The organism is Bradyrhizobium campsiandrae, from assembly GCF_014529705.1.
Classification (GTDB): Bacteria; Pseudomonadota; Alphaproteobacteria; order Rhizobiales; family Xanthobacteraceae; genus Bradyrhizobium; species Bradyrhizobium campsiandrae.
Genome location: NZ_JAANIH010000029.1, coordinates 21026 through 32876, shown reverse-complemented (window position 1 = coordinate 32876; position 11851 = coordinate 21026). Strand labels below are relative to the sequence as shown.

Below are 11851 nucleotides of genomic sequence, written 5' to 3'. Positions count from 1 at the left end.
TCGCCTCGTTCGTTGTGGCTTACGGCGTGGTCAAGATATTCATCGCGTGTGTAGGCAGCAACGGTCTGAAGCCGTTCGGCCGGTGCCGCTGGCTTGACCATCGTCGCTGTCCTCGCGCTTGGCAGGCGAGCTTTACGGCCGAACCAGAGGTAGTACTGCGCCCTCACGCTTTTGCGGCGCCCCACAAAGATGTATGGATAGCTCTTCGCAAATAGGAATGTTACATAGATGCGCCTTCCCGCGAGCCTGGCAACCTTCGTTCTATTCGTGGTCTTTTGCTTTTCCGCGCCGGCTTCTGTCCGAGCCGATACCGGCCCCGCCCAGACGGCATGGCGCCTTCTCGATTATATCTCAGTTGATTATGGTGGTGCTGTCGCGGATGGCCGCGTGGTCAGCGCGCCCGAATACGCCGAGATGATGGAATTCGGCGAGCGGATACGCACATATCTAGTTGCGCTGCCGTCGACCCGTGCCCAACCTGCGCTTATTGAACAGGCTGAAGCCCTCCAGGCCGCCATCGGGCGTAAAGCGCCGGAGTCTGAGGTCGCGGGTTTGGCAAAGGCTCTCGCAAGCGATTTGCTCGCCGCGTATCCGATGCCGCTGGCGCCATCCAAGGTGCCGGACCTCGCCCATGGCGCCGCACTTTATCAACAACAGTGCGCGGCTTGCCATGGCGCAACAGGGGCGGGCGATGGACAAGACGCCAAGGGCCTAACGCCTCCTCCGACCGCGTTCACCAATGAGAGCCGCGCTCGCCAACGCAGCGTCTTTGGTCTCTATCAGGTCATCGACCAAGGGCTGGATGGCACAGCCATGCCCAGTTTCGCACATCTGCCTTCAGACGAGCGCTGGGCTCTCGCTTTCGTTGTCGGCCGCTTTGCCTATTCCGATGCCGATGCGCGAGGCGGCGAGCAGCTTTGGCACAGCGATCCGGCAGTTCGGCAGCAGATACCAGACCTGCAGGCGCTAACGCAACGGACCCCGGCGGCTCTGGCGCAAGCGATCGGCGACGAGAAGGCGCGCGCCCTAGCCGCGTTCTTGCGCCAGCATCCTGCGGCGACAATGTCCGCTGCGAGCGGAACTATGTCTCTCGCGCGCGCCCGACTAACTGAAAGTGTCTCCACCTATGTGGCCGGCAATCGACCCAAGGCGATCGACCTTGCGCTTTCGGCATATCTCGATGGCTTCGAACCCGTCGAGCCCATATTGAAGGCACGCGATGACGCGCTTAGAGTGCGCATCGAAGCCGCCATGGGCGACTTGCGCGCTGCGATGAGCAAGAACGAACCCGCCGAAACCGTGCGCGAGAGGGCCGAACGCCTGAGCGCCCTGTTCGACACTGCCGAACGTGCCCTGTCACCACAAGAGGCCAGCATCGGCTCCAGCTTTGCGGGCGCGTTCACGATCCTGTTGCGCGAAGGCCTCGAGGCACTGCTGATCGTCGTCGCGATGATCGCCTTCCTGCGCAAGGCAGAGCGTGCCGACGTCCTGCCCTACGTCCACGGAGGGTGGATTGCGGCGTTGGCGGCTGGCGGCATGACGTGGGCAGCGGCCACCTATCTGATCTCAATCAGCGGCGCGAGCAGAGAGCTAACGGAAGGGTTTGGCTCTCTCATCGCCGCCGTCGTTCTGGTGTCCGTGGGGCTGTGGATGCACGGCAAGGCCCAGGCCGATGCCTGGCAAAGATATGTGCACGAAAAGCTGTCTCATGCCTTGTCACGGAAATCGGCGTGGTTCCTCTTTCTGCTGGCCTTTGTCGTGGTCTATCGCGAGGTCTTCGAGACCGTTCTCTTTTACGCGGCGATGTGGAGTCAAGGCAGTGGCTTCGCCATTCTCGCGGGTGCGGCAGCAGGAGCCGCTACGCTCGCAGTGATCGCCCGGGCATTGCTGAGTTATAGCCGCAGGTTGCCGATTGCGCGCTTCTTCTCGCTGAGTTCGATCCTCATCGCGATCCTGGCCGTCATTCTTGCCGGCAAGGGCATCGCGGCGCTCCAGGAAGCGGGGCTGTTGGATATTTTGCCATTACAGGGGATTCCCCGCGTGGAGATGCTCGGCATCTACCCGACCTGGCAAGGCGCGCTCGCACAAACGTTCACATTGATCTTCATGCTCGCTGGCTTCTGGTACACAGGACGGCCGGCTGCGGTGCGCAGTTGACGGACAGATTTGACGAAACGGCAAGCGCGTGCCGCGAAGGATGCCAACTTGTTCCGAATCGAAGGCCATGCCTATTCCCTCTCGTTGATGGGAGACAGCTGATATTGATTCATTTTTAACATGTTGAATGCGACAACGGCCAGCTTTGCGCGCCTGAGGACTGCGTGCTCGATTGCAGCCAAGGAGGCAGCATTTGCAAGCGCCAGTTGAAGTGGAACGGCAAAAGCTTGCAGACCTCGACAAGCAGTGGATCTATTCGGGCACGTTAGCGAGTTTGCTTATTTCATTGATGTCTTGCGAGTCTTTCAGCAGCTTACTCGCAACTTCATATGACCGGTTGAGTTCGGCCAGGCGACTCATCTCGATCGTCGGCTGAACGTTTGATTGTTCCAGCATGGCTTGCAGTACCGTCGCCGAGCCAGCACTGACCTTCGGCTGCTGATCGGACCGGAGTAAATTTTCTCCTGCTGCCTCTAGCCTCGCGCCGGGGGCAAAGCTCACAAGCTTTAGCCTACCGAGTTCTACTTGCTGCATTAAAACACGGCCAGAGGGGTCGATCGTGATCTCACCCGATCGAAGCGGAGCGATTATAACGCCCTTATCACCAAGAACGGGCAGACCTTCCAATGTCACCAGCCGGCCCTTGGCGTCCAAACTAAAGGAACCGTCCCGGGTGTATCGTTCCCCCTGGTTCGTTTGTATTGCAAAATACGCATTTCCGTTGATTGCCAAGTCTAACGGATTGCCGGTAGATCGGAAAGCGCCGGACGCAGCGGATGTAAACGGCAGCGCAGCATCGACCAGCGACAATGGGCGCTCTGGCTTTTCACCTATTTCCTGTTTCTTTTCCGGCTTCAAGTGCTCTTGAAAGGAGAGCTGCTGAGCACGATAACCCGTCGTTTGGCTGTTCGCCACGTTGTTCGCGGCAACATCCAGCCGACGCTGGAGCGCCATCAATCGCGAGAGACTGATGAGCGTGGATTCTCCGACCAACCGAACCTCTTCTTCGCCGAATCGATGCGATTCCAATCGAAATTAGGCGTTGCGCCAAGACCAAAACTGACGCGCTCAGCGCAAGCGTCCTGAACACAGGAATTTGGCCAATGCACGAACGTGATGTACGCCGGGTGCAAAAGTCTTAAGCAACGCATACGTGCCGTCCCGGCCAAGCTTCCAAGCTTCGATTTCGGATTCGTTCTTGAAGGACCGCATGAGGAGGTGAGCGCCCGTGTCCGTGCCTCGATCGGCGATCAGCGCCAGCGTTTTCGCGGGCATAGGGGCAAGATCACGGGCTGACCTGTAAGTTTCCTGCGTGCAGGAACCCAGCACGGTCAGAAGGCATATCACCCAAAGGAGCCATCTCAAAAAAGTCCGTCCAGTACATCACCCATCCGCCACCAAACTGAAGCCCCGAGCGCTTGCTTTGAAATGGGCCGCCCCCGAACTCTTGTATGGGGCCCGCTTAGCTCGTTGCATTATCGCAACGGGCGCATAAGCGTTAACTTGACATTGCCCCGGTTCTGGGTGATTCAAACATTCATTGGAATGTCGCTATGGCAAGATCAAGTCTAGACGAAGATCAGGCGACCGAGCTGGCAGATATCTTTCGCGTGCTCGGGGAACCGAACCGCTTACGAATTGCTGTCATCTGTCTCGGGGAGCCGCTGTGCGTGACGGACATTGCCGAATGCGCCGGGCTCTCCGCGGCATTGGTAAGTCATCATCTGCGGCTTCTGAAAGCTGCCCGTTTTGTGCAGGCCAAACGGCGAGGCAAGCAGGTTTTCTATGGCACGCTTGACGATCGTGTGCGGTGCGTGATCCGGGACATGGTCGGCCACGTCGGCGGCGATACCGCAGCCTTAAAGAAGGAGAAACAGGGTAACAAACGTCAAACTCTCCGGAAAAAGAAATGACATGTGTAAGTTGCGGTTGAAGTCGATGTTCTCCACGGTGCGGCGATCCCAAATGCGAGTGCGACCAACGTATTTCCAGCGGGCGGATACAGGGGAGGAACTATCCTCGCCCAAGCAGAGTTCCGCGCCAGCGAACGGCAACCAGAGGCGAAGCGGTCACACACTTTAGCGGTTTGACATGTCCGTCATTCACCGATCGTCATTCATCCGTTCCCTGTTTAGGCGCCTCTACATGTTCGTATACAAATGGGGCTACCGAGTAACGATCCGCATGGGTGGTTGGTGGGAGCCTCTCCTAGAAGAGGCCGCGCCGGGTCCGGGCGAGCGAATCCTGGAGGTAAGCGCCGAGGGCTGCAGCGCTTGTGAGACACTTGCACGTTCGTATCCTGCAGTACACTTTTTCGCCGTGCGGCCTACGAGACCGAACGAGAACGAACTTAAAAGCTTGAGCAATCTCGAGTTATTGCGCGGGGACCAGTATTGCATCGACTGCCGCGCTGCATCATTCGACAAAGTAATCTGCTCCCTTGCCCTGCATCCTTTGCGGCAGGACAAGAAACTCGCTCTGCTCAAAGAAATGAGACGAGTATTACGGCATGGTGGCGCGCTGTATCTTGCTGATTTCGATAAGCCGTTGCGGCCGACAGAGATCCATGCGCTCCGCGGTACCGGCTACCTGTTCGGTCCTGACACTGCAAAGTCCCATACCGACGGCGCCTGGCTTGACTTGATCAAAAAGGCAGGCTTCGTCGGTGTACGTCGCGTAACGACCTATTCCGAGAGGGTCGGCCGCGTTGCCATAGTTCGCGCCCGGCGCACCTGAGCAGACCTGTTCAGCTACTGAGATCCCGGTCTACAGCCCGGCAAGCGGCCCAGGCGCCGGACACGGGCTTGAGATCGTCCCATTTCGGAGATCGTCCCCACCTAGGAGTTTCGATGCCGAACGGCTTCGGAGTTAGTCGTGACGACCAACCAAACTATGAGTGTCGGATAGGAGATTTCGCGAATGACGCCGCCTTGCACCGCAGGCCGATGATACTGGCAACGGCATCGTTTTCACTCGATACCGCGATCTGTCGCCGCTGCTTTGCGGTTTGCCAACCCAAGATGCGTTTCTACGAATGCACAAATCGATGTTCTCGAACCAGGTCGGAGTGGGTGGTATTCTATCCCGGAGTTTGATATTGTATGTTCCGATGAGGCAAATAACCAGCTACTGTGGAAACGTCCGTGCACCTGCTCTTCGCCGGTTGCTTGCGGTGTTTTTTGCTGTCGCGTACCTATGGGTTGGGTTCGCGGGGGAGATTTCATGCGCAGGGGAATCGCTTTTCACTGGCTCGTTGCTTGCCGTAAACGCTGCGTCGGATGACGTCGACGAAGGCTCCAACAAGACGCCGACGGTTGTTGACCACTGCTACTCTTGCGCGCCCATCACCATTCCCGTCGCGATCCAAGTCTCCGTACCGGCTAGTATACCGATCGGTTTGTCGTTCTCGATCTCCACCATAAGCATCTGGGAAACGCGTCTACTCGATCCCCCGCCCCCCAAATCCCCGACCTGAGCTATCAGCGCGCGCGGATAACTTCGCGCAATCGTCTCATTTTCAGGTCACGCTTATGTCCCGTCTACCGTTCGCCGCGCGCGTCTTTTGCGCGTTGCTTGCTTATTCAGCTCCATCGCTCGCCGCAGACGGAGCGTCTCGCACGATTTCCTTGCCTCAGGCGCTCCAGCGAGCTCTGGCCGCTAACCCGCGCCTGACGGCTGCGGAACGCGATATCGGCATAGCCGGCGGGCTCCGCATTCAAGCCGGTGCGCTTCCCAATCCGGAGGCCTCGTTCGAGCTCGACAACGCGTTTGGGTCGGGGCCATACAAGGGCGTCCGTTCGGCCGAAACCAATCTGCAGCTTAGCCAACTCGTCGAACTGGGCGGCAAGCGGGAAGCGCGCGTTGCGGCCGGCGAGGCCGGCATCGGCACTGCCGTCTGGCAGCGGCGGGCGACGCGGTTGGAAGTCCTCTCAGAGACCGCGATCGCCTTCATTACCATTATAAGCGCACAGCGGCGCATCGAGATATTCGACGAGCAGATCGCAAGTTTCGATCCCCTGATTCCGCTGTTGCAAAAACGCGTCCAGGAGGGTGCGTCCTCGCCGGCCGAGACCCTGCGCGCGCAAGTGGCAGCCGACCTTTTCCGCGTCGAACGGGAACGCAGCAAGACACTGTTGGCGACGGCGCGCCGCGATCTTGCAATCTTGATGGGTGACGCCAGTCCGAGGTTCGGCGAAGCCGTGGGTCGCTTGGCCACCACCGGTCAGCCCCCGCCGTTCAAGGCGGTACTCCAGGCGATTGACGCCAATCCGCAATTGGCGCGCTGGACCGCCGTCACGGCGCAACGCAACGCCGAACTACTTATCGCGCGGCTGAAGGCCATTCCCGACCCCCGGATTTCGGCTGGTTGGCGGCACTTCCAGGACACCAACGACAACGCGGTGCGGCTCGGTGTTTCGATTCCGCTCCCGGTCTTCGACCAGAACACCGGCAACATCATCGCAGCACAGGAGACGCTGGCGAAGACGGATGCGGAGCGGGCCATCAACAAGCTCGTTCTGCTCAGCATCGCCGGTCGGGCCTACGACGCCCTGACCGGTGCTTTGGCCGAGCTCAAGCTGCTGCGGTCGTCGGTCATTCCCAACGCCCGCAGCGCGGCGGAGACCATCCTCAGCGGCTACTCGCAGGGCCGTTTCACCCTTCTCGAACTGCTCGACGTCCGGGGGGCACTGTTGCAGGCGCTACTTCGCGAGCAGGAAGCGCTGCAGAATTTCCATATCGCCGTGGCGACGATCGAAGGTCTAATCGGCAATCCGTTTTCGCTCACCCGCGAGAGTTCAAGATAATGAAGGCATTCGTTCGCTATTCAGTGTTCATTCTGGTCGCTCTGGCACTTGCCTACGGCGGCTACCGGATGCTCACCCCGGCGGCCACGAAACCGACTCCGGCCGAAAAGGCCGAAAAAGAGGAGCACGCCGACAGCGTTACGTTGAGCGACGCCAAGATCGAGACCGCAGGAATCGAGCTCGCAAAAGCTTCGGCGGGTGTGCTGCGAGACAGTCTATTGCTGAACGGTATTGTGCAGCCGAATCAGGAATCGCTGGTTCAGGTCACTCCACGCTTTCCCGGCATCGTGCGCGACGTGCGAAAGCGGATCGGCGATCGTGTTCAAAAAGGCGATGTCCTCGCGCTTATCGAAAGCAACCAAAGCCTGACGCAATACGAATTGAAAGCGTCGCTCGCGGGAACGGTGATCGATCGTCAGACTACCTTGGGAGAATATGTCTCCGAGCAGAAACCGGCATTCGTCATCGCCGATTTGTCGACGGTGTGGGTCGACTTCTCCGTTTATAGACGCGACCTGAAGCGGGTCAGCATCGGCGATCAGGTTTTCATCGATCCCGCTGATGGGGGCGCCCCGGTCGAGGCCAAGGTTTCGTATCTGTCGCCGGTCGGCAGCAGCGACACGCAGAGTGCAATTGCGCGCGCCGTGGTTGCGAATTCGGAGCAGCGGCTGCGTCCCGGGCTGTTCATCACGGGCAGGCTGACCTTGTCTGCAAAGACAGTAAACGTAGCAGTGAAATCGTCGGCGCTGCAGATCTGGGAAAACCGCACCGTCGTCTTCGTCCGCAACGGCGAGAAATTCGATGCTCGGGACGTCGAGATCGGCGCGCGAGATCCGGAACTCGTCGAGATCACCTTTGGCGTGCTGGAAGGCGACGTCTATGCGGCGCAGAACAGTTTCATCATCAAAGCGGAACTGGGGAAAGGATCGGGAGACAATGACTGATAACGCTACAATGACGTTGGTCACCGCTCTCATCAGGCCGCACATGGAAGGCCACGTGGTGCGTGCGTTACACGATTTGCCGGATTTCCCGGGCTTCACATTTGATGAAGTGCGGGGACAAGGAAGAGGCCGTGGACAAGGAGGCGCTTACGTCTCGACCGATACGGATTTGACCTATCACCAGTTTCTCGAGCTGCGGCTAGTCTGTCGGTCCGAATTGGCCGATGAGATTTGCGACCGCATCGCTTCCGCCGCCTGGACCGGCCGTAAGGGAGACGGCGTCGTGTTTACGACGCCCGTCCGTGCATTTGGCCGCATCAGGGAAATCGGCCGACGTACGGAGAAGCGCGATGCTTGACGCAATTCTTTCCTTTGCCATCCGCCAACGATGGCTGGTGATGATCGGCGTCCTGGTCATGGCCGCCTTCGGCGCCTGGAATTTCACGCGGCTGCCGATCGACGCCGTTCCCGATATCACCAACGTCCAAATCCAGATCAACAGCCGGGCGCCGGGCTATTCGCCGTTGGAGGTCGAGCAGCGGATCACGTTCCCGGTCGAGACCGCCATGGGGGGGCTGCCTCACCTCGACAGCACGCGTTCCCAGTCTCGCTACGGCCTCAGCCAAGTCACCGTCATTTTCAAGGACGGCACCGACATCTATTTCGCCAGACAATTGGTCAACGAACGAATTCAGCAAGTCAAGGATCAACTGCCGGTAGGGATCGAAACCGCGATGGGTCCGGTTTCGACGGGTCTCGGCGAGATCTATCTGTTCACTGTCGAAGCGACGCCGGGGGCCCGCAAGGCAGGCGGCGGCGAGTATACGCCGAGCGATCTGCGGACGATCCAGGACTGGATCATCAAGCCTCAGTTGCGGAACGTGCCGGGCGTCATCGAGGTAAACACCATTGGCGGTTTTGAGAAGCAATTCCATGTGCTGCCGGACCCTGCCCAGTTAATGGCGTACAAGCTCAGTTTCCGCGACGTCATGACGGCGCTGGCGTCGAACAACGCCAACGTCGGTGCCGGTTACATCGAGCGGAACGGCGAGCAATATCTCGTCCGCACGCCCGGGCAAGTCACCACGATCGATGAAATCAAGGAGATCGTGATCGGTTCTCGCAACGGCGTCCCGGTCAGGGTGTCCGACATCGCCGACGTCAAGGAAGGCAAGGATCTGCGCACCGGCGCAGCCACGGTGAACGGCAAGGAGGTCGTGCTTGGAACTGCCATGCTGCTGATCGGCGAAAACAGTCGGACAGTCGCCCAGCGAGTCGCAGCCAAACTCAAGCAGATAAGCCGTTCGTTGCCGGATGGCGTGGTTGCCCGGGCCGTCTACGACCGGACGCGGCTCGTTGAAGCGACGGTTGCGACCGTTGAAAGGAACTTGGTCGAAGGCGCCTTGTTGGTTATCGTCATCCTTTTCCTGATCTTGGGTAACTTTAAAGCCGCCATCGCCACCGCATTCGTCATTCCGCTGGCGATGCTGTTTACCATCACCGGCATGGTGGAAAACAAGGTCAGCGCCAATTTGATGAGTCTCGGCGCTATCGATTTCGGCATTATCATCGACGGCGCCGTGATCATCGTCGAGAACTGCCTGCGGCTGTTGGTACATGAACAGCAGAGGCTGGGCCGGGTCCTCGACCGACAGGAGCGATTTGAGACCATTCTGGCGGCATCTCGGGAAGTGATCGGCCCGAGCCTGTTTGGGACGCTGATCATCGGCGTGGTGTACCTTCCGATCCTCACCCTCACCGGCGTCGAAGGCAAGATGTTCACGCCGATGGCCTTGACGGTGCTAATGGCGCTGACGGGCGCCAGCATCTTGTCGCTTACGTTCGTGCCGGCCGCCGTGGCCCTGTTGGTGACAGGCAAGGTATCGGAGCATGAAAACTGGTTCATGCGCGGCGCGCGTCATATTTACACCCCGCTGCTCGCAGCCTCAATCCGCAATAGATGGGGAGTCGCGGTGATCGCCGCCTTGCTGATGGTTGTCTGCGGCATTGCGGCCTCCCGCATGGGCGGCGAATTCATCCCCAGTCTCGACGAAGGTGACGTTTCCCTGCAAGCGATCCGGATTCCGGGCACCAGCCTGACGCAGTCACTCGAGATGCAAGCGATGGTCGAAAAACGGCTAATGAAGATTCCCGAGGTCAAGGAAACCTTTGCGCGTACCGGCACGGCGGAAGTGGCCACCGATCTAATGCCGCCGTCGACGTCGGACGGATATGTGATGTTGAAGCCGCGGAAGGAATGGCCTGATCCGGAAAAGCCGAAGGCCGCGGTTGTTCACGACATACAAGAGGCTGTAGAGGAAGTCCCGGGCAACGTCTACGAAATCTCGCAGCCGATCCAGCAACGCATGAACGAGCTGATATCCGGAGTCCGTAGCGACGTCGGCGTCAAAATTTTCGGCGATGATCTCGATGTGCTCGTCCAGTCCGCGGCTCGGGTGCAGGCCGTTTTGCAGAACGTGCAGGGAGCGGCAGACGTCAAGACCGAGCAGGCTTCGGGGTTGCCGGTTCTCACCGTCAAGCTCAATCGTCAGGCCTTGTCGCGCTACGGGATAAGTGTCGGCGACGTCCAAAACCTCGTCGAGATCGCGGTCGGAGGAAAGACCTCCGGACAGGTGTTCGAAGGCGACCGCCGTTTCAGCATCGTCGTCAGGCTTCCGGAGCATTTGCGCTCCGATATATCTGCGCTCAAGGCGCTTCCGGTACCTTTGCCGCCATTGGAGAGCCACGCAAAGGCAATTCCTGCCGTGCTGGGAAACTCTCCGCTGTCTCAGATCCGATATGTCCCCTTGTCGGAACTCGCCCAGATTGATCTGGCGCCCGGCCCCAATCAGATCAGTCGTGAAGACGGAAAACGCCGCATCGTCGTGACGGCGAACATAAGAGGGCGCGACCTTGGGTCCTTCGTCACCGACGCTCAGAACCAAGTCGAGCAAAAAGTGAAGCTGCCAGCGGGCTACTGGATCGGCTGGGGCGGCCAGTTCGAGCAACTGGTGTCCGCGACGCAGCGGCTGACCATCGTGGTGCCGATCGCCCTGCTGTTGATCTTCCTGCTCTTGTTCATGAGTCTGGGCTCCATGCCGGATGCACTGTTGGTATTCAGCGGTGTTCCGCTTGCCTTGACCGGCGGAATTGTCGCGCTACTGCTTCGAGGAATCCCGTTGTCAATCAGCGCGGGCATCGGCTTCATCGCGCTCTCGGGCGTAGCGGTTCTCAACGGCCTCGTCATCATCACCTTCATAGAACGACTCCGCAGGGAAGGGCATGCCCTCGTCGACGCCGTACGGGACGGAGCGCTCACGCGGTTGCGCCCGGTCCTGATGACCGCGCTTGTCGCTTCTCTTGGCTTCATTCCGATGGCGATCGCCACCGGCGCGGGTGCGGAAGTACAGCGACCGCTGGCAACCGTCGTCATTGGGGGAATCATTTCATCGACCATCCTCACGTTGCTGGTGTTGCCGGCTCTCTATGTCCTGTTCAGGCGGGAGGACCCGGAGAATGGTGAAACGAAATCGCCGAACCAAAATGGAGTGAAATCATGAAACTCGCTTTGCTATTGATTGCTGCGTTGTCATTCGCCGTCCCGGCTTTCGCCGAAGACTACGAAAAAGGGCCCAACGGAGGTCTGATGCTCGACGTCGCCGGCGTCGATGCCGAGCTTTTGACCGCCGGGAATACGGTCACGATCAATGTCTTCGTTCCAAACACGCCCAAGCCGGTTTCCACGAAAGGCTTCACTGCAGCGGCGCTCATCGCCAGCGGTGGCAGCCGCGAGACGCTTCCGCTTGTCCCCCAAGGCGAGAATTCGCTGAAGGGAGACGCGAAAAACCCCATAGCGGCGGGCGCCACGATCACATTGACCATCAAAACCGCCGAGGGAAAATCGGGACAGGCGAAATTCAAAAAGTAGGAACTTCGACCATGGCG

The 11851-nt window shown here is 59.3% G+C and carries 9 protein-coding genes; 8 read left to right on the top strand and 1 reads right to left on the bottom strand.

The window, feature by feature from the left end; translation table 11 throughout:
- Positions 1 to 228: 228 nt before the first annotated feature.
- Positions 229 to 2157 carry a cytochrome c/FTR1 family iron permease gene (locus G8O24_RS21745; RefSeq protein ID WP_188102872.1) on the top strand — a complete coding sequence of 643 codons (1929 nt, stop codon included), beginning with the start codon at positions 229 to 231 and terminating at the stop codon, positions 2155 to 2157.
- Between the two features lie 252 nt (positions 2158 to 2409).
- Here the strand turns inward: G8O24_RS21745 and flgF are convergent, their stop codons facing one another.
- The gene (gene flgF, locus G8O24_RS21740; protein WP_188102851.1) at positions 2410 to 3150 is read right to left on the bottom strand and encodes a flagellar basal-body rod protein FlgF; all 741 of its coding nucleotides are present in this window, start codon (positions 3148 to 3150) and stop codon (positions 2410 to 2412) included.
- Between the two features lie 560 nt (positions 3151 to 3710).
- On the opposite strand from flgF, the gene G8O24_RS21735 reads away from it, so the two are divergent.
- The 7 genes from G8O24_RS21735 to G8O24_RS21705 all read left to right on the top strand — a co-directional run bounded on the left by G8O24_RS21735 (position 3711) and on the right by G8O24_RS21705 (position 11834).
- On the top strand, positions 3711 to 4070 hold the full coding sequence (locus G8O24_RS21735; RefSeq protein WP_188102870.1) for an ArsR/SmtB family transcription factor: 360 nt from the start codon (positions 3711 to 3713) through the stop codon (positions 4068 to 4070).
- 178 nt (positions 4071 to 4248) lie between these two features.
- Positions 4249 to 4893: a class I SAM-dependent methyltransferase gene (locus tag G8O24_RS45650; protein ID WP_188102868.1), complete on the top strand. Its 645-nt coding sequence runs from the start codon at positions 4249 to 4251 to the stop codon at positions 4891 to 4893.
- Positions 4894 to 5687: 794 nt separating this feature from the next.
- On the top strand, positions 5688 to 6962 hold the full coding sequence (gene ihpA / locus G8O24_RS21725; protein WP_188102866.1) for a divalent metal ion exporter subunit IhpA: 1275 nt from the start codon (positions 5688 to 5690) through the stop codon (positions 6960 to 6962).
- Positions 6962 to 7906 carry a divalent metal ion exporter adaptor subunit IhpB gene (gene ihpB, locus G8O24_RS21720; protein ID WP_188102864.1) on the top strand — a complete coding sequence of 315 codons (945 nt, stop codon included), beginning with the start codon at positions 6962 to 6964 and terminating at the stop codon, positions 7904 to 7906. The genes ihpA and ihpB overlap by 1 nt, the downstream gene beginning before the upstream one ends.
- A complete protein-coding gene (locus G8O24_RS21715; protein WP_188102862.1) occupies positions 7899 to 8264 on the top strand; it encodes a P-II family nitrogen regulator in 366 nt (121 codons plus the stop codon). Before ihpB ends, G8O24_RS21715 begins: the two co-directional genes overlap by 8 nt.
- Entirely contained in the window at positions 8257 to 11466 is a 3210-nt protein-coding gene (locus tag G8O24_RS21710) for an efflux RND transporter permease subunit (protein WP_188102860.1), read from the top strand. The genes G8O24_RS21715 and G8O24_RS21710 overlap by 8 nt, the downstream gene beginning before the upstream one ends.
- A complete protein-coding gene (locus G8O24_RS21705) occupies positions 11463 to 11834 on the top strand; it encodes a hypothetical protein (protein WP_188102858.1) in 372 nt (123 codons plus the stop codon). Before G8O24_RS21710 ends, G8O24_RS21705 begins: the two co-directional genes overlap by 4 nt.
- Positions 11835 to 11851: the final 17 nt, after the last annotated feature.

What these genes read in the sequence shown, in the direction of transcription:
- G8O24_RS21745 (WP_188102872.1), top strand. Translation starts at nt 229, where the DNA reads ATGCGCCTTCCCGCGAGCCTGGCAACCTTCGTTCTATTCGTGGTCTTT.
- G8O24_RS21735 (WP_188102870.1), top strand. Translation starts at nt 3,711, where the DNA reads ATGGCAAGATCAAGTCTAGACGAAGATCAGGCGACCGAGCTGGCAGAT.
- G8O24_RS45650 (WP_188102868.1), top strand. Translation starts at nt 4,249, where the DNA reads ATGTCCGTCATTCACCGATCGTCATTCATCCGTTCCCTGTTTAGGCGC.
- ihpA (WP_188102866.1), top strand. Translation starts at nt 5,688, where the DNA reads ATGTCCCGTCTACCGTTCGCCGCGCGCGTCTTTTGCGCGTTGCTTGCT.
- ihpB (WP_188102864.1), top strand. Translation starts at nt 6,962, where the DNA reads ATGAAGGCATTCGTTCGCTATTCAGTGTTCATTCTGGTCGCTCTGGCA.
- G8O24_RS21715 (WP_188102862.1), top strand. Translation starts at nt 7,899, where the DNA reads ATGACTGATAACGCTACAATGACGTTGGTCACCGCTCTCATCAGGCCG.
- G8O24_RS21710 (WP_188102860.1), top strand. Translation starts at nt 8,257, where the DNA reads ATGCTTGACGCAATTCTTTCCTTTGCCATCCGCCAACGATGGCTGGTG.
- G8O24_RS21705 (WP_188102858.1), top strand. Translation starts at nt 11,463, where the DNA reads ATGAAACTCGCTTTGCTATTGATTGCTGCGTTGTCATTCGCCGTCCCG.